Source organism: Brevibacillus brevis (assembly GCF_031583145.1).
In the GTDB taxonomy this organism is placed as follows: domain Bacteria; phylum Bacillota; class Bacilli; order Brevibacillales; family Brevibacillaceae; genus Brevibacillus; species Brevibacillus brevis_E.
In genome coordinates this window covers 5,080,700-5,101,375 of record NZ_CP134050.1, presented here as the reverse complement: position 1 = coordinate 5,101,375, position 20,676 = coordinate 5,080,700, and the positions used below count along the sequence as shown (strand labels likewise).

Here is a 20,676-nt window from a genome sequence, read left to right as displayed (position 1 = left end):
GGTGATACGTATGACAAACGAAGGAACGTCCACCCGTGACCAAATTCTCCACATGCTCAAGGTAAAAGGTTCGCTTTCGGTAAGTGACATGGCTGTCGAGCTGGGAATTACAGAAATGGCTGTCAGACGCCATCTGAATACCCTAGAGAGGGACAACTTGATCAAGTCTACGCTTGTTCGCCAAGCGATGGGACGTCCAACGAATGTATATTCCTTGTCGCAGGAGGCAGACGAACTGTTTCCGCGCAATTATTCTCATTTGACGCTAGACTTTTTGCAGGATTTGAAGGACATGGACGGGCTCGGAAAGGTGGAAATGCTGTTCCGCCGCCGGGAAAATCGTCTGGAGGAAGCCTATCGCGCTCATATGCAGGGAGACCTGGAAGAGCGGGTCGCCAAGCTGGCTGAGCTGCAAAACGATAAAGGCTACATGGTGGAATGGGAGAAAGATCCGGATGGGGAAGGCTACCGCATTCAGGAGTTCAACTGTCCCATCTCGCAAGTGGCCCGGGAATTCAATCAGGCGTGCAACTGCGAGCTGTCCTTATTCCGCCGCGTCCTGAAAGCCGACGTGGAGCAGACCTCCTGCATGGCGAAGGGCGGAGAAAAATGCGTGTTTGAAGTGAAACAAGTACGCTGATGGCTGAGAAGTCTTTGAAAAAATCCACTCCATGGCGAGTGGATTTTTGTTTTTTGCACCGACAAACAAAGGAGATGGATGAGCATGATTGCATACAAAGGCTACTTGCTGGATTTGGACGGCACAATTTATCGGGGAGGAGAAGCCGTGCCGGGGGCGGCTGCCTTCATCTCTTATCTGAAGGAGCGGCACATACCGTATTTGTACTTGACGAACAATGCGTCGGCTTCTCCCGAGCATGTAGCGGAGCGCCTGTGCGCCATGGGCATCGAAGCCGCGCCGGCAGACGTGTACACATCCAGCATGGCGACGGCCACGTACTTGCGTGAACAAGCATCACCTGGTGCGAAAGTATACATGATCGGGGAGGACGGCTTGCGGGAGCAGCTGATGGCCAGCGGATTCGTACTCACGGACGAATCGCCGGATTATGTAGTGGTCGGGATTGACCGGGCCTTCACGTACGAGAAGCTCGCTGCCGCCGCACGGGCAGTGCGTGCCGGGGCGGTTCTGATCGCGACGAATGCCGATGCCGCTTTGCCGACCGAAAAAGGTCTGTACCCGGGCAACGGCTCGCTCGTGGCGGCTGTTTCCGTGGCGTCGGCGACGAAGCCTATCGTAATCGGCAAACCGCAGCCGATCATCGTCCAATACGCGCTGGAGCGGCTCGGCACGAAAGCCGCAGAGACGTTGATCGTCGGCGACAACCTGTATACGGATATCGAAGCGGGCGCAAACAGCGGACTGGACAGCCTGCTTGTGCTGACCGGGTACTCGACCCGGGCGGAAGCGGAAATCCACCCGGCGCGTCCTACGCACATCGCGGAAGATTTGACGCAATGGCGTAAGAGTCTACTCTCCTAAGCACTCCTCCTGCTGCTTTTGACGGTGTGCGATCCGGCTCGACGCGGCTGCGGCGATGGCTCCGACCAGGTCGTCGAGGAACGTATGCACCCCGTTTTTTCGATCGTTGAGAAAGGCGAGCTTTCCGTGCTTGAGCTTGTCTACATATCCGAAATTTGTGAAGCCGATACTGCCGTACAGGTTGACGATCGCCAGAGCCATCACCTCGTCGACACCGTACAATGGCTCGTCGGTCTCGATGATGGACTGGAGCGGGGCAATCAGCTTGTTTTCCTCCGCAAGCATATCCAGCTGGATGCCGGTCAAGAGGGCGTTTTGCACTTCCCGTTTCTTCAAGACGGCATTTACGCTCTCCAGACAATATTCCAAGGTCAAGTCAGGTACGTAGTCTGTCTGCAAAAACATCACGATCTCGGCGATGTCATTCAGGCTGACGCCTCGCTTAGCCATCAGCTCGATGACCACTTCGTGACACGAATCACTGTTTAGCGGATGTTCGCTCATGCAAATTCCCTCCTTTGCGCTTACGGCCATGCGACTAGTATCTGCATCGAGATAGGCACCTATCCCGGTGTTTCCACATACTATGCGCCAAAGAAGGCTTTGCTGGAAGGGTGGTTTTGGATGGAAGAGAAAGACCTGCTACAAGAGGAATACGGCTTTCTCCTGCGCGATGTCCGCTCAAACGGAGCGAGCCAGGTGCTGGAAACGGATCAGGGTTTGTTTTACTTGTTTGAGGCGCCGGCAGGATACAAATACAAGAGCAAATTCATCGAGCGTGTACGGAAGCATGTAGACGAACAGCAGGATCTCCGCATGCTTAAGCTGGCAAAAACCAAGGGTGGCCAAGGCCATATCGTCGTGGACGATCAGCTGTACTATGTGTACCGGGGAGTGCGGGAGCGTGTCCCGGAAAATCAGTCCTTTGCCATTGGCCAGTCGCTCGCCCAATTTCATCTGGCTACCAGCACATTCAAGGGAGACAAACTGTTCATTCCATACAGCTCCCTGGGAAGCTGGCCCAGCATGTGGAGGAGGAAGCTGCGCCATTACAGCGAATTCCGGGATGAACTCGGTGAGATGGAAGGCGAGCTGACCGCGATGGACGAATGCTTGCTGACGAGCTTTACCTATGTGCATCAGCTGGGAGAAATCGCGGTGAACTACTTGCTTGCATCCGGCTACGACATTGTCGTGAAGGAAACAGCAGCCTTTGGCAAAGTCGCCTACCAAAATTTTGATACAGGGTATATGCTATGGAATGAGAAGGACGCACGACTGGTTGGCGGTGAATGGAACTGGGTGCTTGACATGCGGGCTCGGGATATCGGCCAATGGATCAAGGCCGAAACGAAGCGCAGCGGCTGGCAGGAAGAGAAGATCGAGGGCTTTCTCGACGGTTACAACAGCGTCTCTCCGCTTTTGCCCGACGAATACGCAGTCATATACGGGCTGATGCTCTACCCCGGGAGATTCCTCAAGCTGGCGGAATCTTACCAGGAGCTTCCGTTGGACGAGAGACAGGAAGTGAACGGAACCGTATGGAAATCGCAGCTGGAAAGCGAGCTGGCGCGCATGGAAGAAGGACTCCGGCGATATCCGCATCTGGTCGCCAAACGGTACGGCGCGTCCATTCCACAAATAGATTGGTTGTGGAGGCCGGAAGATGAAGAAGCCAAAGGTGTTAGTGACGAGACAGGTAGCGAATGAAGCGATTGCTCTGTTGGAGCCGGCAGCAGAGGTGAAGGTGTGGGAGAGCGATGAGCCGATCCCTCGCGAACGGCTGCTCGCCGAAGTGGAAGACGCGGAGGCGGTGCTGAGCATGCTGACGGAGCGGATCGATGAGGAACTGCTGACCCGGGCCAAAAAGCTGCGGATCGCAGCGAATATGGCGGTCGGCTACGACAACATCGATCTGCCTGCGTGCAAGCGGCGCGACATCTGGGTGACCAACACGCCCGACGTATTGACGGAAGCCACTGCCGATTTGGCATTCGCCTTGCTTATGGCCACGGGAAGAAGGCTGATTGAAGCGGACCGGTACGTACGAAACGGCGAGTGGTCGTCGTGGAGTCCTTCGCTGATGGCTGGGCAAAACGTGTACGGCGCCACGCTGGGCATCATCGGGATGGGGAGGATCGGCGAGGCCGTGGCCAGGCGTGCAAAAGGCTTTGGAATGCGGATCAAATACTGCAACCGCAATCGGAAGGAACAGGCGGAGGCGGAGACAGGGGCTGAGTGGGCAAGTCTGGAGACCCTGCTGCGCGAGTCCGATTATGTTGTGCTGCTGACTCCGTTGACAGAAGAGACGCGGCTTCTGATGGGCGAGCAGCAGTTTTCCTGGATGAAGCCCACTTCTGTTTTCATCAACGTATCTCGGGGCGGCACGGTAGACGAGTCGGCTCTTTACCAGGCGCTGGTCAGCCGGAAAATTTGGGCGGCGGGCCTGGATGTTTTCCAGCAGGAACCGTTACCCCAGGATCATCCGCTGCTTTCTTTGCCGAACATAGTCGCCTTGCCGCACATAGGCAGCGCGACCGAGCAGACGCGTGCGGACATGGCGAAGCTCGCAGCAGCCAACATCGTGGCCGTATTGGAAGGCCGAAAGCCGTTGACGCCGTTATGAGCACCTTCCTGTACACGATAGCGGGAGTGCTGGTGCTGGCGCTCGTCGTCGCAGCAGCCATTGCGCTGCACGTGACGTGGAAGCTGACCCATCCGGTGCGCAAGCCGGTGGACATGGATCCGGCGGATTTTGGCATTCACCACATGGAAAAGGTAATGTTCCCTAGCCGGGAAGAAGGGATTACGCTTGCGGGCTGGTATTTTTCTGCGGAGCAAAACGGCTTTCATCCGCGCCATCGCACCGTGATTTTCGCCCACGGGTACAGCCAAAACCGGCTGGAGCCGCACCTTCCCGCCTTGTCGCTCGCCTCCAGGCTGCTTGCCGGGGGCTATGACGTGCTGATGTTCGATTTTCGCAACGCAGGCGAATCGACCCCTGCGCTCACGACGATCGGGCTGCGGGAACAGCACGACCTGCATGGGGCGATCGACTACGCCGCTTCCGTCAGACCCGGACATACGCTGGGACTCATCGGCTTTTCCATGGGTGCCGCGACGTCGCTGCTGGCTGGATGCAAGGACGAGAGGATCGCGGCGGTGGTGGCGGATTCCCCGTTTTATTCGCTCCGGGAGTACCTGCAAGAAAATTTGCCGCAATGGACGGGCCTGCCACGCTTTCCTTTCAACTGGTTGATCCTGACGCTGAGCCCGGTCCTGCTGGGAGCGAATCCACGCCATGTGACGCCGTACGCGGCCGTGCAGCAGGCGAAAAAACCCATTTTCTATATTCATGGGACGGGCGATTCCACGGTCCCGGCGATGAACAGCAGCAGGCTGCGATCTCTCACTTCCCACGAGGATGCAGCACTCTGGCTCGTGCCGCACGCCGGCCACGTGCGCAGCTACGCCCTGCACCCGAACGAATACGCAGAGAAGGTCATGGCCTTTCTGGACAAAGCGATGAACGGGCTCCCCGGTCAAGAGCGCGAACCGGGAAACGTCTGAAAATCCGCGCCAGACAGTCCGAGCGGATTCCCGTAAAAAAAGCAGCTACGCGTCGTGCACGTAGCTGCTTTCATCTCAGTACCCTGATTAGAATACTTGTTGTACTTCTTTGATGCCTGGGATTTCTTCCACCAGGGCGCGCTCGATCCCTGCTTTCAGGGTGATGGTAGAGGAAGGGCAGCTGCCGCAAGCACCCATCAGACGCAGTTTTACGACGCCTTCTTCTACATCGACGAGTTGAACGTCTCCACCGTCACGCTGCAGGTATGGGCGCAGTTTATCGAGAACCTCTGATACTTGATCAAACATATCCATGGAATATTCACTCCTTTCCAACCTCCCCTTTATTATAAACATAGACGAATGAGAAATCCATGGCTTACATGCCCTGTTGACACTTTCCAATCCGCAAAACTCCAAAGAAGTGCGGGCGGTGTGCGCCTTGCATGGACTATTTGCAGAAGCCGCATGTTATAATGAAACAGCAAGTACTTCAATATAAGGAGTAAGATTTACGTGAATGTATTTCAGAGCGTGAAGGAATTGATCGGCAACACGCCTATCGTGGAAATTACACAGTTTGATCTGCCGCAAGGAGTCCGACTGTTTGCCAAGCTGGAGTACTTCAATCCTGGAGGCAGCGTCAAGGACCGGCTGGGAATGGAATTGATTCGCGCAGCAGAAGAAAATGGACAGCTAAAGCCGGGCGGCACGATCATCGAGCCAACGGCGGGAAATACAGGAATCGGCGTCGCGCTGGCGGCCGTAGGCACCGGTTATCGCGTCATCTTTTGCGTGCCTGCCAAGTTTTCCGAGGAAAAGCAGGAGCTGATGCGCGCGCTCGGAGCGGAAGTGGTCAACACGCCGACGGAGCAGGGCATCAAAGGGGCAATCGCCAAGGCGCAAGAGCTCGCTGCTTCCATTCCGGGGTCTTTCGTGCCGCAGCAGTTCGCCAACCCGGCGAACCCGGACGCGCACTACAAGACGACTGGACCGGAGATCTGGAAACAAATGGACGGAAAAGTGGGTGTGTTTGTAGCGGGTGCCGGCTCCGGCGGCACGTTCATGGGTGTCGCTCGCTATTTGAAGGAACAGGACCCGAACGTCAAGACGGTCATCGTCGAGCCGGAGGGATCGATCCTCAATGGCGGCGAATCCGGTCCGCACAAAACGGAAGGGATCGGCATGGAGTTTTTGCCGCCGTTTATGGACACGAGCTATTTCGATGCCATCCACACCATCATGGACGAGGAAGCCTTCGAGCTGGTGAAGCAGCTGGCAGCCAAAGAAGGCATGCTCGTGGGCAGCTCGGCGGGGGCAGCCATGGCAGCAGCATTGCGCGAAGCAAAAGAAGCGGCGCCAGGCACGAACATTGTCGTCCTGTTCGCAGACAGCAGCGAACGCTATCTCAGCAAAAAAATTTACCAGGGGGGAATCTAAGATGCGTATCAAGACGCGTTTGATCCACGGCGGAATTGAAGGAGATCCACATACAGGAGCGGTATCCGTTCCGATTTACCAGGTGAGCACGTACAAGCAGGAAGCGATCGGCAAGCACAAAGGGTATGAATACTCCCGTACCGGCAACCCGACCCGCCATGCTCTGGAAACGTACATCGCCGAGCTGGAGGGAGGCGCACGCGGCTTCGCATTTGGCTCTGGCATGGCTGCCCTGTCCACGATTCTCTCCCTGTTCAACAAAGGCGATCACCTGGTCGTAGGGGACGACGTATACGGCGGTACATACCGCGTCATTACCCGCGTCTTTTCCCGCCTGGGTCTGGAAGCTACGTATGTAGATACCAATGACCTGAAAGCAGTCGAAGCTGCCGTTCGTCCTGAAACGAAAGCGATCATCATGGAGACCCCGACGAACCCGCTGCTGAAAGTAAATGACATCGGCGCGATTTCCGCCATTGCCAAGGCAAAAGGACTGCTGCTTGTCGTCGATAACACCTTTATGACGCCATATTGGCAAAATCCGCTCGATCTGGGCGCTGACATCGTATTCCACAGCGCGACCAAGTACCTCGGCGGCCACAGCGACGTCGTGGCTGGGCTGGTCGTGGCGAAAGACGCACAACTGGGCGAAGATCTGCATTTCGTTCAAAACGCGATCGGGGGCATCCTCGGACCGCAAGACTCCTGGCTGCTCTTGCGCGGGATGAAAACGTTGGGTGTACGGATGGAAGAACACGAACAAAATGCACGGACCCTCGCCAATTGGCTGGCTGAGCGCAGCGACATCAAGCGCGTGCTTTACCCAGGGCTGTCCAGCCATCCAGGCCATGAGCTGATGCAAAAGCAAGCGCGCGGCTTTGGCGGCATGATCTCCTTTGACGTTGGCAGCGCCGAGCGTGCCGACCAGGTGCTGTCGAAAGTGAAGCTCTACACTCTGGCAGAATCCCTCGGGGCGGTCGAAAGCCTGATCAGCGTACCGGCCCGCATGACCCACGCTTCGATTCCGGCCGAGCGCCGCGCCGAGCTGGGCATTACAGAAGGGTTGGTCCGCATTTCGGTAGGAATCGAGGACGTGGAAGACCTTATCGAAGACCTGGAACAGGCTCTCTCCTAAAAACGGGAGAAGCAGTCGCAAGGGAGGCGAGATGGCATGAGTGTAGAAATCAAGGTGTTCGGGACCGAGCAGTTGTGCGCAAGCTGCGTCAATCTGTCGTCCGCCAAGGAGACAGCCGACTGGCTGCAGGCAGCGCTCTCCCGCAAGTATGGAAGCGACAGCATCCGCATCACGTACAGCGACTTTCAGCAGCCACAGACAGACGATGACAAAAACTGGGCGATGAGAATTGTCGAGGAAGACCTCTGGTATCCGCTTGTCGTAATTTCCGGGGAAATTGTCGGAGAGGGAAATCCGAAGCTCAAAGATATTTGCAGAAAGCTGGAAAGTGAAGGGCTGAAGCCACTGGCAAGCACGGCTGAAGGCGAAGCCTGATACAGACCGGTAAAAACGGTCAGACGATCATCCCGTCTGACCGTTTTTTATTGTTCCGCAGGAAAAGAGACAGATCCGTTTAGACAAGAGCCACCGGGGCCGGGCCTTCAGGGAAATTGCTTACACGCGGAAGTCCCTATGTATACAGTAGTTGATCTGCCTGCAGCTGCAGTTAGTTACCTCTTGGTTACCAGCGTTCGGAAAAGTGCATTCTTCTTGCCTAGCTTCATGGGAAGTATAATTTCTCTTGTTCCGTTATGTTTGCAAAATGACAGGAGGATGAGAGATGAATAAGAAGCTGATCGTCGTAGTCGGAGCAGGTCCTGGTGTCGGAAACAATGTGGCAAAAAAGTTCGGGTCCAACAATTTTCGTGTCGTTTTGGTTTCTCGGAACCAGGAATCACTCGATCAATATGTAAATGAGATGAGCGCGGAAGGAATCGAAGCGTATGCTGTACCAGCCGATGCGGCAAGTCCAGCGTCATTGACGGCAGCTTTTGAACGAATCAAAAAAGACTTGGGGACCATTGATGTGCTCGTGTACAACGCCGCAGTTCTGAAAGACGGGCAACCTACTTCGTTAACTTCACAATCCCTCATGTCTCACTTGCAGGTAGACGTAGCCAGCGCTCTGCACTGCGCATTGCAAGTGATACCTGATCAAGCGGCCCAACAAGAAGGGACGATTCTTTTCACTGGCGGCGGCTTTGCCCTGTATCCCGCAACTGCATTCGCAGCTCTTTCCGTTGGCAAAGCAGCGCTGCGCACTCTAACATTTACATTGGCCGATGAAATGAAGCCCCAAGGCATCTTTGTCGGTACCGTAACCATTGCGGGCAATGTTGCTCCGGGCTCCCGTTTCGCACCAGAACGTATAGCCGACAAGTACTGGGAGCTGTATGAAAAACGCGAAGAACACGAAATTGTCTACAGCTAACGTATAACGTATAGTAAGCGACTTTAAAAAAATCAGGGCGCAGAAAATTCTGCGCCTTGGCTTTCCGTTTCTAGCGATCAACTCTCTCTCCTTTTTCCTAAAAGGAATGCAACTCAGCATTTTGCAGGTTTAATTTGTGAGCCCTTGCCCACTTGTTCATTTGGATCAGAAGCGGAACCAATGTTTTTCCTGTTTCGGTTAAAGAATATTCTACTTTTGGCGGAATATCCGGAATAACCTCCCGATGGACGAGCTTGTCCTCAGCCAATTCGCGGAGCTGACTGGTCAAAACCTTGTGCGATATCTGTGGCAACGTTCTTCGTAAATCACTGAATCGCATGATTCCGTTCTTGCCAAGATGCCATAAAATGTATATTTTCCATTTGCCATCGATCAAAGATAAAGTCACAGATGTTGGGCAAACCACGTTTTCCAGTTGCGCCATGGTCTCTGGGGTGATTTCTGTCTGCGTAGCTTCAATCATGATGGGGACCCTCCTTAACATCAATTTGTATGTACAAGAATAGTACCGTTGCGTTTGGGGAGTGAAGGTAAATCCCGAATTGGATCTGTGTTCACGCATTTCATACTTTCTCATTTCCTGCCTTTTGTCAAATCCTAGGTCGTTTTTTCCGGTTTGTCATCCCTTCGTAAATCATCTGTAACGATGTTTACCGGTCCTCGTCTTATAGTAGTTGATGTAACCCACGTACGAGGAGGACAACGACATGAACAAAAACTGGATGAAGCCTGTTACCTTTATGCTGCTTGCCGGCGTGATCGGAGGTGCCGGCCTGGCGGCTTCCCATATGAAAGTAGCCCATGCAGAAAGCGAGATCGGCAAACCTTTTGCCGCCGCTTCCGAGCTGAAGCTGGACAAGAACTACACTGTCATCGATCAAAAGTCAGCGGATGTGACGGGCGACAACGTAGCCGATATGGTGTACCTGGTAGGCAGCAAGGAAAAGCCGGATGACATTTACGCTTTCGGGATGAAGCTGGTCGTGCAGGACGGGAAGACCAAAGCCTATGCCAAAACGGACCTGGGTGACCTGGGCGGATACGAAGGGGAGCTGACGCTTGCCGACTTTACAGGCGATCATGTGGCGGATGCGTTTGTCAAAACGGCGACGGGCGGGAGCGGCGGCATCTACAGCCACGTGATCGCGACATTCGCCGACAAGCAAGGGCAGGTCATATTCGGCGAGAAAGAAAACGAAGGCATCAAGTACGAGGGAGCGTTCGTGAACGGCTTCAAGGTAGAGGGGAAAGGGACGCATTTGGACAAGCCTCTGACCGTTGATGTGAGCGGTAACAAGGATCTGTACGTAGCGGCCAAGGTGTACGATCAGGGGGGCAAACTGGTGGCCAGTCCGGAAGATTTGTCCGTATACTCCTATCCATTTGGCTCGCTGACCCCGATCGACATGGATGGAAACGGCACGTTTGAGCTTGTGGGCGAACAGCGAATAGTAGGCATCAACAACACCGATACCGTCTCGAACATTCGCTCCGTTTGGGGCTTCGGGGCAGATGGAAAGTGGAATCCATGGGAAGTCGAGTATTCGACCTTCCTGATCAAGCATCCCGGCGAAGCGGTTCAGACGCAAATGGGAAAATAAGCAAGGAAACGGTCCTCGGTTCTCTTCGGAGAGCGGGGGCTTTTTCGCCGTTCTAGCCCCTTGATCGCGCTCATATATTTCCTGGGTGCAAGCAACCAGCAAGGGAGGACGAGCGGATGATGCAAGAGCATCTGGCCCGTTATTACGAGTTGAAAGAAATGCAAAAACGGGTCGAGGAAGAGCTGAACGAACTGCGAAGCATCCTGGTAGAAAACTGCCAGGGGGCTGACTGCGTCGAAGAAGGCGATTACAAGCTGACGATCACGTACCAGGAGCGGCGGGAGTACAACGACGAACGCCTGTACAACGCGCTTCCGGATCAGTCCCTGTGGCGGCTCATGTCCCGTGCCGACACTGGAAAAATCAACAGCCTCGTCAAGCTCAACGTCATCCCGGAAAAAGTGCTGACAGGTACGTACGAGCTGAAGAAAGTACCGGTTCTGCGTGTCCAAAAACGATAAGGAACGGATGCGAAAACCGCGACAGAAGTGTTTCTCGAATGAAGAGAGACGCTTCTTTTTTTATTCAGGCAGGAATTGATAACATTTCTATCCAGCATAAGGGCAGCCGCGGCTCCGCCAAAAGGCATGCCACAGCCAGGCTTTCTACTGCCTTGAGGCCTGGTGAAAATATCCGGTCGCGAAAAAGTAGAAATTGTACTACTCCAGGTAAACAGCGTCTCGGGACATTCAATCGTCAGAAAATTACAATAAGGGAAAGCGTTCTCCTTTCTTGCTGGAGGTTTGGCAGGGGGGACGCGTCGCAAAGGAGGTGGCACTTGCATGAAAAGCAACAGGGGAGAGCTGCTTGGAGAATTTATCGGCTGCTTCATGTTGATTCTGATCGGGGCGGGCAGTGTGGCTTCCATGCTGGTCAATGGCGCTCAGTATACCATGTGGGATATTTGCATGGTGTGGGGAGTGGCAATCACGATGGCGCTTTATATGACAGCCTCGTTGTCGGGAGCGCACCTGAATCCGGCCGTTACGTTGGCAATGGCCGTTTATCGGGGATTTCCATGGGGGAAGGTCGCTCCTTATGCGATAGCCCAGATGGCGGGAACCTTCTGTGCGGCGGGAGTCGTCTACGCCCTCTATCGGCAAGGATTTCTTCAATATGAAGCCGCCCATGGAATCGTACGGGGAAGCGAGGAAAGTCAGCAGCTGGCCAGCGTTTTTTCTACCTATCCGGCACCGTATCTCAGCTTCCTGCAGGCCGGCTTGGTTGAGCTGGTGATCACAGCCTTTCTCGTCGCCGTCATTTTTTGCCTGGTGGATGAACGAAACCCGTTCGCCCCTCCAAAGGCGCTGTTTCCGATCGCCGTGGGTGGATTGGTCGCTGTGATTGGCGGGGCCTTCGGAAGTCTGACCGGTTTTGCGATGAATCCGGCGCGAGATTTCGGCCCCAAATTGTTTACAGCCCTGGTTGGGTGGGGACCGGTCGCTTTGCCGGGCTGGAGCGGGTATTTTTGGGTGCCGCTGCTTGCCCCTCTGCTTGGCGGTATCATCGGAGGCGGTCTGTACGATTGGTTCGTGGGCAAATACCGTACCGCTGAGAATACCGGTGCAGACGGGTCCGAACGGCTGGAAACGGCCCCGTCTTCCAAAGCGATGGAGTCCTGACTTTGCCAAGCGAAACAAGCTGAAAGAGAGAGGGATGTGAGTGATGAGACGTTCGAAACGGTTTGAAATACTCGAGCAGCGTCCGGTAAACAAGGACGGCTTTGTGACAGAGTGGCCGGAGATGGGATTCGTCGCTATGCGGAGTCCCAATGACCCCAAGCCTTCGATTGCGGTGGAAAATGGCCGGGTCATCGAGCTTGACGGCAAAAAACGCGGCGATTTCGACATGATTGACCAGTTCATTGCCGATTACACGATCGATGCGAAAGTGGCCGAGAGAGTGATGGCGATCGATAGTCTGGAAATCGCCCGCAAGCTGGTTGATATTCATGTGTCACGCGATGAAATAATAGCGCTTACAAGAGGAATCACGCCTGCCAAGGTGCTGGAAGTCCTGAATCATCTGAATGTCGTGGAGATGATGATGGCCTTGCAAAAGATGCGGGCGCGCAAAACACCCTCGAATCAATGCCATGTCACGAATGTTCGCGACAATCCGGTGCTGATGGCAGCAGATGCGGCGGAAGCAGGGCTTCGCGGATTCGACGAGGAGGAAACGACTGTCGGCGTAGTTCGCTATGCTCCTTTCAATGCTCTCGCCCTGTTGATCGGCTCGCAGACAGCGAGGGGGGGAATATTGACGCAGGATGCGCTGGAAGAAGCGACTGAGCTGCGATTGGCGATGCTGGGGCTGACCTCGTATGCGGAGACGATCTCGATCTACGGGACGGAGCAGGTGTTCGTGGATGGGGATGATACGCCATGGTCCAAGAGCTTCCTCGCTTCTGCCTATGCTTCCCGCGGAGCGAAGATGCGGTTTACCTCGGGTACCGGGTCCGAGGTGCAGATGGCGGGAGCCGAAGGGAAGTCGATGCTCTATCTGGAAATCCGCTGCATCATGATGGCAAAAGGATCGGGCGTGCAAGGACTGCAAAACGGTTCGATCAGCTGCATCGGTGTGCCGGCAGCGGTCCCGAGCGGCATACGCGCCATTTTGGCGGAAAATCTGGCGACGACGCTGTTCGATATGGAGGTGGCCTCGGGAAATGACCAGACGTTCTCCCACTCGGAGATTCGCCGCAGCGCCAAGCTGTTGTTGCAGATGCTGCCGGGCACCGACTTCATTTTTTCCGGGTACAGCGCAGTGCCCAACAGCGACAACATGTTCGCCGGCTCCAATATGGATGCGGGCGATCTGGACGATTATCTCATCTTGCAGAGAGACATGATGGTGGACGGCGGTCTGCGGCCCGTAGAAGAGGAGCACGTGCTGGAAGTGCGTTATCAGGCGGCGAAGGCGATGCAAGCAGTCTTCGACGAATTGGGGTTTCCCGAGATCACGGATGAGGAAGTGGAAGCGGCGACGTACGCGAACAGCAGCGAAGACATGCCGCAGCGAAACGTGGTGGAGGATCTCAAGGCTGCAGAGAGGATTTTGCGCGAGGGGATCACGGGCCTGGACATCGCGCTTGTCCTTGCCAAATGCGGCTATCGTACAGTGGCGGAACGAATTTTTGCGATGCTCAAGCAGCGGGTTGCGGGCGATTATTTGCACACCTCGGCGATTATTGACAAGGACAATGTGGTCGTGAGTGCAGTAAACGACATGAACGATTACAGGGGGCCGGGAACCGGCTATCGGATGAGTGCGGAACGGTGGGAAGAAATCAAGACGATTCGCCAAGCCATTAGTCCATCAGAATTTGGTTGAGGGAGGTAGATCCGGGCATGACATCATCCGCGTTTGCTATTGAAATGAAGCTAAACGAGTGCGGGCCTGCACAGAAGGGGCATCATCCTCATGAAGTGGTCATCGCCATTGCCCCTGCCTTTGGCAAGGAGATGAACAAAACGATCGTGAAAGTGGAGCACGCCGCAGTGCTGCGGGAAGTGATCGCCGGCATCGAGGAGCAGGGGGGCGCGGTACGCATCAACCGCAGTCTGCGCACAGCTGATCTTGCATTTATGGCCCATGAGGCGGCAAAGCTCAGCGGGTCGGGTATCGGCATCGGCATCCAGTCGCGCGGAACCACCGTCATTCATCAACGCGACCTCGACCCGTTGAGCAACCTCGAATTGTTTCCGCAATCGCCGCTGATTACCCTCGAGACGTACCGTGCGATCGGACGAAATGCGGCGGCCTATGCGCTAGGAGGCAGCCCCAATCCGGTGCCGGTGGTCAATGACCAGATGGCGAGGCCGAAGTATCAGGCTGTAGCGGCCATCCTGTATTTGAAGGAGTGCGAATCGATCGTTCCGGAAGCGAGGCCGGTTGAGGTGATGGCGGAATTCAAAATCGTCGGATAGGGGGAAAAACGATGGAGACTTTGACCAAAGAGCATTACCCATTGGGAACGAAGCGTCCTGAGCTGTTATTTACGCCTACGCGAAAGGCTTACCATGAATTGACGCTCGATGCGGCCATCGCCGGTGAAATCACGAGTGCAGACATGCGGATCAGCCCCGAGACGCTTCTGCTTCACGCGCAAATTTCGGACAGTTTGGGCAGGACGCAGTTGGCGAACAACTTCCGCCGGGCAGCAGAGCTGATCCGTATTTCCGACGAACGCATTCTGCAAATATACAACGCGCTCAGGCCGAACCGCTCTACGAAGCAGGAATTGCTGGCAATCGCCCGTGAACTGGAAGAGGAATACGGCGCCACCGAAAACGCCAGGCTGGTTCGCGAAGCGGCGGATGTCTACGAACGCCGGGGTCGCTTGAAAAAGCTTGAGGAGTAGTCTGTATGCGACGAATCGTGGCCGGTGTCGATGTGGGCAACTCGTCTACAGAGGTAGCCCTGGCGGAAGTCGCAGGAAGCAGCGTGACGTTCCTCGGTCAGCATCTGGTCAGGACGACAGGGATCAAGGGAACGGTGGAAAACGTGAAAGGCGTCAGCCTGGCCTTGAGAGAAGCAGCGAAAAAGGCGGGGATCAGCGTCGAAGCCATCCGTCTGATTCGGCTAAACGACGCTGTTCCGGTAATAGGCGACCTGGCCATGGATCTGATCAGCGAAACGGTGATTACCGAATCATCGATGATTGGCCATAATCCCGATACACCGGGGGGCGCAGGGTTGGCAGTGGGGGTGACGGTTCCCATCGATGCGCTCTCGGAAAAGCTTTTGCCGAAAGAACCGTGCATTGCCGTGGTCCCGAAGGAATTTGATTACGAATGGGTGGCAGCGCGGATCAATGCGCTTGTCGAGAACGGTCATTCGATTGAAGGAGCCATCGTGCAAAAGGATGACGGGGTCTTGATCCATAACCGCCTGCGCAAAAAAATGCCCATCGTGGACGAAGTCGCGCTCATTGACAGAGTTCCTCTGTACAAACGAGCGGCAGTGGAGGTGGCGCTGCCCGGCTACACGATTCGCCAGCTCAGCAATCCGTACGGGCTCGCGACGCTCTTTCGGTTGGATCCGGACCAGACGATCCAGATCGCTCCGGTGGCAAAAGCGCTGGTGGGCAATCGCTCCGCAGTAGTCATTCAGATGCCGAAGGGGGAAGTGGTCGAGCGAAAAATCGAGGCGGGCAGAATCATGCTGATCGGCTCGCAGCGCCGTATGGAGGTGCCTATCCATGACGGGGCGGAGGTCATCATGGAGGCATACGGCAGGATCGGGACACTGGTTGATGTGCAAGGAGAGACAGGAACGAATGTCGGCGGCATGTTCCACGCCCTGCGCGAAAATCTGGCCGAACTGACGGGGCAGTCTGCCGCCGAGATCACGATTTCCGACTTTTTGGCCGTCGATGCCGTGATTCCGAGGTCGATTTCCGGTGCGCTGGCGGGAGAGATGGCCATGGAGAGCGGCGTGGCGCTGGCGTCCATGGTCAAGACAGAAAAAATCTCGATCAGCCGGGTGGCGGATCAGCTGCAGGCCGAGCTGGGCATTGCGGTGGAGGTGGGGGGAGTGGAAGCGGAGATGGCTGTACGCGGAGCGCTGACAACACCGGGAACGAGGCCGCCGCTGGTCATTTTGGATATGGGGGGAGGTTCCACGGACGCTGCCATGATGACCCGGGCTGGAGAGATTCACTCCGTTCACCTCGCGGGAGCCGGCGACATGGTGACCATGCTGATCGACACCGAGCTGGGGCTGGCGGATCGGGAGCTGGCGGAAAAAATCAAGAGAAACCCATTGGGCAAAGTGATGAGTCTGTTTCATATGCAGCTGGAGGATGGCACCATGCTGTTTTCCGAGGCGCCATTCCCGCCAGAGACGTATGGCCGTGTGGTGATTCGCGAAGAGCAGGGGCTTACGCCACTCGCCGGGCCGCATACACTGGAGGCAGTGCGGGAGGTCAGGCGGAGCGCCAAGCGAAGGGTCTTTGTCACCAATGCCCTACGCGCCCTCAAGCGGGTCATTCCGACGGGCAATCTCAAGCATTTGTCGTTCGTCATCATGGTAGGGGGATCGGCCCTCGATTTTGAAATTCCGCAGATGCTGACCGATGAGCTGGGGAAATACGGGATTGTGGCGGGCTTTGCCAATGTCCGGGGGACAGAAGGGCCGCGAAATGCAGTTGCGACCGGGCTGATCCAGGCGATCGCGGAGCAGGGAGGAAGCCGTGGCGAAACGGGACGTATACGTGATGATTCTCTTTGATGCCCATGTGGAAGAAAGAGAGTGGCTGCGAGAGGTATGTGCCGGCCTGGAGGAGGAAGGGGTTCCGTACCGGCTGCAGCCATGGCATGAGAGGGAGCCTTCCGCTGCCAGGCTGGGCTGTATCGCTGCAGAGAGCTCGCCGCTGCAAGTAGGGATCGGTCTCGATCGATACGGAGTGATTCATCTTCATCACGAAAAGCTGAAAAGCCCCGAACCCTACCTGCGGGATGGATGGCAAAATGGCCGTGCACTTGGCAAAAATGCGGGAAGGCTTGTGAAGGGATTGCCTTTGTATGTCCACGCGGGAAAGAAAAGGGAGGAATGAGAGATGGCAGGTTTGTCGTTGCAAGTCGCAAAAAGGCTGATCGAGCGGGCGGAGCAAAAGGCGGAAGAAATCAATGTCCCAATGGTGATCGCCGTCGCGGATGAAGGTGGAAATCTGGTCGCCTGCCACAGGATGGACGGTGCACTTCTGGTGAGCCTTGATATCGCACAGAATAAGGCATGGACCTCTGTGGCACTGAAGCTGCCCACCGCCGATCTGGCAGAGGTGGCGTCCCCCGGCGGCTCGTTGTACGGCATCACGGCAACCAATCAAGGGAGAGTCGTTATTTTCGGCGGCGGGATTCCCTTGAGAAAAGACGGACGCGTCTTCGGAGCCGTCGGTGTCAGCGGAGGATCGGTAGAGGAGGATGTCCTCGTGGCGAAAGCAGCTGCGGAACATTTTGAGGAATGATGCTCCCGTTCGCTCCCATGACGAGGGTGCGCTGGATTGGAAATGGATGTTTGGGAAGGAACAAGGTAAAATGGAGGAAAGCCGATTATCGCGAATGGAAGGGTAGGGGTTCGATGAACAGGCTAACCTTGCGCTCGATTGTGAATGTGGAAGCACTCCAGGATATTCAGAATCGTTTTGCGGATGCGACCGGCTTTGCGGTCGTGGTCGCGGATGAACAGGGTGTGCCTGTCACGAATCCCAGCAATTTCACGCAGTTTTGCTCCTATATCCGTGAGGCTTCGGAGGAAGGGCTTCGCTTATGTATGCTCTCCGATGATCGAGTGGGCAAAATGGCGGCCAGCGAAGGGAAGCCGGTAATTCACCGGTGTCACTCCGGCCTGGTGGATCTGGCGGCACCGATCATTTTGAACGGACAGTACCTGGGCGCTGTATTATGCGGACAGGTGCTTATAGAAGAAGCGGATCGGGAGCAGCTCGATCAGATTCGCGCCTATACCCGATCGCTTGCCCTTGATCAGGAACAATTGGATCAATACTTCCGGCAAATCGAGTTCACGAACGAAAAACGAGTGCAGGCCGCAGCCGAAATGCTCTTCGTGGTAGCCAACTACGTCGTCAAAATGGGGGCCAGCCATATAGCCCAACAAGAACTGCACGAGAAAAATCAGCGCCTCATCGAGGAGCACCGGCATCGTGCCCAGCTGGAAAAGGCGCTGAAAGAAACCCAGCTCCGTGTGCTGCAATCGCAAATCAATCCGCACTTTCTGTTTAATACGTTAAACACGATTGCGCGGCTCGCCTATTTGGAAAAGGCCGAGAACACGCAGGAGGTGACCTACTCGCTGGCTAAAATCCTGCGGTACAGCCTCCGCAATGTCGAGCAATTGGTGACGCTCAAGGAAGAGCTTGAGCATGTGAGAAATTATTTGAATATTCAACAATCCAGGTTTCGCGAGCGGATCTTCTACGAAGAAGAGATTGCGTTTGACAGCGAACAGATCAAGCTGCCGATTCTCTGCATCCATACCCTGATTGAAAATGCGATTGTGCACGGATTTGAGCCGCAAGCGGGAAAAATGAACCTCCTGCTCCGCGGTTACCGGGAGCGCGACCGCTTTATTCTCGAAGTGGTGGACAACGGCTGCGGCATGTCGGCGGAGCGCCTTTCCACGATCTTTGCCGAAAACGATTGTCCCCGTTCCGATCACGCTGGCATCGGTCTGAAAAATGTTCACAAACGGCTGCAGCATACTTTTGGAGAGGGGTGCGGCATCACGGCAATCGAGAGCAAACCGGGTGAGGGGACGATGGTGCGCATGACAATCACGGGATGGGAAGGTGAGCCGAGTGAACTTCTTGATCGCAGATGATGAGCCGTTGGAGCGCGAGGTAGTGTCGATGATCATCCGTCAGCACAATCCGATGGGGACACAGCTATTCGAAGCCCGGAATGGGGAAGAGGCTGTACAAATCGCCAGTCGGGAGCAGATGGACATCGTATTCATGGATATCAAGATGCCGATATTGGACGGATTGATGGCGGCCGAGCAAATCAGAGCAGTGCAGCCCGACTGCCGGATCATCTTTTTGACGGCCTACGATGAAACGTTTCTTCTCGGGAAGCAGGCTGTCCAAGAATCAGATGTTCTGTTGAAGCCGGCCCACCCCGGTGAGATTGAGAAAACACTGGAAAAATACATCCCCAAAAGCCATCCTCCCCGAAAGGAGCACTCCATCAGGCCTACAAGCAATGCCGACATTCTCAAGCTCATGGCCTATATTGAGGAAAACCTGCAGCAAGATCTCGGATTGGAGCTGCTATCCGAACTGGTTCACCTGCATCCGCGATATGTCAGTCGCTTGTTCAAAAATGAAACCGGTTTCACCATCACGGAGTTTATCACGATCCGCCGCTTGAAAAAGGCGAAGCATCTGCTTGTTCACGAATGTGAGACGATCGCGTCGATCAGCGAAAGCTGCGGATTTGCGGATTCCAGCTACTTTACGCGGGTGTTCAAAAAGCATGAGGGAATGACTCCCACCCAGTTTCAACACCGCGCCGCTCTTGCCAAACGGTCAAGGGCGACGTTTGGAAATTTCGTCATGTGAGGGAATGGGGAACCATAGCAGCGGCAGCCAAGGATTTTTTCTTCCTGGCACGCCGCTGTTTTCTTTGATCCGGCCACAGCGTGTTGACCCCATAAGAAATGTCCAACCCTGCCTCAATCCATAAATTTTTTTATATATACATACAAAAAACATAATTTGTTTTATAGAGAATGCGGCCTTAGAATAACCCTTGTGACAAACCAAAACACAAGGAGGGCGATATAGATGGCAAAACATATCTTGATGGTCGTGACCAATCATACCGACATCCGCGAAGGAAAGGAGACGGGAATCTGGCTGTCGGAATTTGCGGAAGCCTACCTGGCCTTTACCGATCAGGGGTATGAGGTTACGGTAGCGAGTCCGCTCGGAGGCAGAGGACCGATTGATCCGGGCAGCGTGGATGAACAGACGCCACAGCATTTCCTCGATGCCGCTCAGCATCTGGAAAACACACGGAAGCTGCAGGAAGTACAGGCTGCCGATTTTGATGCGATTTTCCTGCCAGGCGGGCATGGCACCATGTTTGATTTGCCAGGGAACGCAAAGCTGCAGGAACTGCTGCGCGATTTCTATGAAGCAGGGAAACCGGTTGCGGCTGTTTGCCACGGTCCGGCGGGATTGGTAGGGGCGACTCTGACCAATGGTTTGCCGCTTGTTGCCGGCAAACGCGTCAATGCCTTTACCGACCGGGAAGAAGCGGACACCGGACTAGGCGCATTCCTTCCTTTTCTGCTGGAAAGCAAGCTGAGAGACCTCGGAGCCATTTTTGTAGCAGCACCGAACTGGTCCGAGCATTTCGAGGTGGATGGCAATCTCATCACCGGACAAAACCCGCAATCTACGGTTGCGGTGACAAAAGCGCTCATTGAAAAATTGGGCGAGTAAAGGGGAAACATGAAACAAACGACCGAGGCCGCCTTACAGGGACTGGCCTTGGTTTGGTTTCGCCTTTCGACGGGCAGGCCATTTGGCCGAGGACTCTACCCGCACAAAAAACTTGGGAGGGAT

General features: G+C 55.2%; 24 protein-coding genes. 21 read left to right on the top strand and 3 right to left on the bottom strand.

The window, feature by feature from the left end:
- Positions 1–10 precede the first annotated feature (10 nt).
- Together RGB73_RS25305 and RGB73_RS25300 are read left to right on the top strand one after the other, a co-directional pair.
- Complete coding sequence (locus tag RGB73_RS25305) at positions 11–640, top strand: helix-turn-helix transcriptional regulator (RefSeq protein WP_310774539.1); 630 nt, start codon at positions 11–13, stop codon at positions 638–640.
- 84 nt (positions 641–724) lie between these two features.
- Entirely contained in the window at positions 725–1,504 is a 780-nt protein-coding gene (locus RGB73_RS25300) for a TIGR01457 family HAD-type hydrolase (protein WP_310765749.1), read from the top strand.
- Here RGB73_RS25300 and RGB73_RS25295 read toward each other — a convergent pair.
- Positions 1,493–2,008, bottom strand: coding sequence for a phosphatidylglycerophosphatase A family protein (locus RGB73_RS25295; protein WP_310765747.1), 516 nt, complete (start codon positions 2,006–2,008; stop codon positions 1,493–1,495). The two genes, RGB73_RS25300 and RGB73_RS25295, sit on opposite strands and share 12 nt — an antisense overlap.
- 120 nt (positions 2,009–2,128) lie before the next feature.
- On the opposite strand from RGB73_RS25295, the gene RGB73_RS25290 reads away from it, so the two are divergent.
- The 3 genes from RGB73_RS25290 to RGB73_RS25280 are packed head-to-tail and all read left to right on the top strand — an operon-like array spanning position 2,129 to position 5,074.
- Entirely contained in the window at positions 2,129–3,214 is a 1,086-nt protein-coding gene (locus RGB73_RS25290) for a hypothetical protein (RefSeq protein WP_310765745.1), read from the top strand.
- A complete protein-coding gene (locus RGB73_RS25285; RefSeq protein WP_310765743.1) occupies positions 3,171–4,130 on the top strand; it encodes a 2-hydroxyacid dehydrogenase in 960 nt (319 codons plus the stop codon). Before RGB73_RS25290 ends, RGB73_RS25285 begins: the two co-directional genes overlap by 44 nt.
- Positions 4,127–5,074, top strand: a complete 948-nt coding sequence (locus tag RGB73_RS25280) for an alpha/beta hydrolase (protein ID WP_310765741.1) — start codon at positions 4,127–4,129, stop codon at positions 5,072–5,074. Before RGB73_RS25285 ends, RGB73_RS25280 begins: the two co-directional genes overlap by 4 nt.
- Before the next feature lie 87 nt (positions 5,075–5,161).
- Here the strand turns inward: RGB73_RS25280 and RGB73_RS25275 are convergent, their stop codons facing one another.
- Positions 5,162–5,389 (bottom strand): NifU family protein, encoded by a 228-nt coding sequence (locus tag RGB73_RS25275; protein ID WP_310765739.1) that lies wholly within the window; start codon positions 5,387–5,389, stop codon positions 5,162–5,164.
- Positions 5,390–5,590: 201 nt separating this feature from the next.
- On the opposite strand from RGB73_RS25275, the gene cysK reads away from it, so the two are divergent.
- The 4 genes from cysK to RGB73_RS25255 all read left to right on the top strand — a co-directional run bounded on the left by cysK (position 5,591) and on the right by RGB73_RS25255 (position 8,961).
- Positions 5,591–6,514: a cysteine synthase A gene (gene cysK / locus RGB73_RS25270; protein WP_310765737.1), complete on the top strand. Its 924-nt coding sequence runs from the start codon at positions 5,591–5,593 to the stop codon at positions 6,512–6,514.
- A 1-nt stretch (position 6,515) separates the two neighbouring features.
- On the top strand, positions 6,516–7,649 hold the full coding sequence (locus RGB73_RS25265; protein ID WP_310765734.1) for a bifunctional cystathionine gamma-lyase/homocysteine desulfhydrase: 1,134 nt from the start codon (positions 6,516–6,518) through the stop codon (positions 7,647–7,649).
- Between the two features lie 36 nt (positions 7,650–7,685).
- Complete coding sequence (locus RGB73_RS25260; protein WP_310765732.1) at positions 7,686–8,024, top strand: YuzD family protein; 339 nt, start codon at positions 7,686–7,688, stop codon at positions 8,022–8,024.
- Positions 8,025–8,310: 286 nt separating this feature from the next.
- Positions 8,311–8,961, top strand: coding sequence for an SDR family NAD(P)-dependent oxidoreductase (locus RGB73_RS25255; protein WP_310765730.1), 651 nt, complete (start codon positions 8,311–8,313; stop codon positions 8,959–8,961).
- A 97-nt stretch (positions 8,962–9,058) separates the two neighbouring features.
- Here the strand turns inward: RGB73_RS25255 and RGB73_RS25250 are convergent, their stop codons facing one another.
- Positions 9,059–9,406 (bottom strand): winged helix-turn-helix transcriptional regulator, encoded by a 348-nt coding sequence (locus tag RGB73_RS25250; RefSeq protein WP_310774537.1) that lies wholly within the window; start codon positions 9,404–9,406, stop codon positions 9,059–9,061.
- Between the two features lie 283 nt (positions 9,407–9,689).
- Between RGB73_RS25250 and RGB73_RS25245 the strand changes: the two genes are divergently transcribed.
- The 12 genes from RGB73_RS25245 (at position 9,690) to RGB73_RS25190 (ending at position 20,553) form a co-directional block, all read left to right on the top strand.
- Complete coding sequence (locus RGB73_RS25245) at positions 9,690–10,583, top strand: hypothetical protein (RefSeq protein WP_310765728.1); 894 nt, start codon at positions 9,690–9,692, stop codon at positions 10,581–10,583.
- Positions 10,584–10,699: 116 nt separating this feature from the next.
- On the top strand, positions 10,700–11,044 hold the full coding sequence (locus RGB73_RS25240; protein ID WP_396136140.1) for a hypothetical protein: 345 nt from the start codon (positions 10,700–10,702) through the stop codon (positions 11,042–11,044).
- Positions 11,045–11,365: 321 nt separating this feature from the next.
- Entirely contained in the window at positions 11,366–12,205 is an 840-nt protein-coding gene (locus tag RGB73_RS25235) for an MIP/aquaporin family protein (protein ID WP_310765725.1), read from the top strand.
- Between the two features lie 43 nt (positions 12,206–12,248).
- Positions 12,249–13,916 (top strand): propanediol/glycerol family dehydratase large subunit, encoded by a 1,668-nt coding sequence (locus RGB73_RS25230; protein WP_310765722.1) that lies wholly within the window; start codon positions 12,249–12,251, stop codon positions 13,914–13,916.
- Positions 13,917–13,933: 17 nt separating this feature from the next.
- Entirely contained in the window at positions 13,934–14,512 is a 579-nt protein-coding gene (locus RGB73_RS25225; RefSeq protein WP_396136139.1) for a propanediol/glycerol family dehydratase medium subunit, read from the top strand.
- A gap of 11 nt (positions 14,513–14,523) precedes the next feature.
- Positions 14,524–14,946 (top strand): diol dehydratase small subunit, encoded by a 423-nt coding sequence (locus RGB73_RS25220; RefSeq protein WP_310765720.1) that lies wholly within the window; start codon positions 14,524–14,526, stop codon positions 14,944–14,946.
- Between the two features lie 5 nt (positions 14,947–14,951).
- On the top strand, positions 14,952–16,817 hold the full coding sequence (locus tag RGB73_RS25215; protein WP_310765718.1) for a diol dehydratase reactivase subunit alpha: 1,866 nt from the start codon (positions 14,952–14,954) through the stop codon (positions 16,815–16,817).
- A complete protein-coding gene (locus RGB73_RS25210; RefSeq protein WP_310765716.1) occupies positions 16,780–17,142 on the top strand; it encodes a glycerol dehydratase reactivase beta/small subunit family protein in 363 nt (120 codons plus the stop codon). The genes RGB73_RS25215 and RGB73_RS25210 overlap by 38 nt, the downstream gene beginning before the upstream one ends.
- Before the next feature lie 3 nt (positions 17,143–17,145).
- Positions 17,146–17,553 carry a GlcG/HbpS family heme-binding protein gene (locus RGB73_RS25205; protein ID WP_310765714.1) on the top strand — a complete coding sequence of 136 codons (408 nt, stop codon included), beginning with the start codon at positions 17,146–17,148 and terminating at the stop codon, positions 17,551–17,553.
- A gap of 113 nt (positions 17,554–17,666) precedes the next feature.
- Positions 17,667–18,926, top strand: coding sequence for a sensor histidine kinase (locus RGB73_RS25200; RefSeq protein WP_310765712.1), 1,260 nt, complete (start codon positions 17,667–17,669; stop codon positions 18,924–18,926).
- Positions 18,904–19,665: a response regulator transcription factor gene (locus RGB73_RS25195; RefSeq protein ID WP_310765710.1), complete on the top strand. Its 762-nt coding sequence runs from the start codon at positions 18,904–18,906 to the stop codon at positions 19,663–19,665. The genes RGB73_RS25200 and RGB73_RS25195 overlap by 23 nt, the downstream gene beginning before the upstream one ends.
- A gap of 225 nt (positions 19,666–19,890) precedes the next feature.
- Entirely contained in the window at positions 19,891–20,553 is a 663-nt protein-coding gene (locus tag RGB73_RS25190; protein WP_310765708.1) for a type 1 glutamine amidotransferase domain-containing protein, read from the top strand.
- Positions 20,554–20,676: the final 123 nt, after the last annotated feature.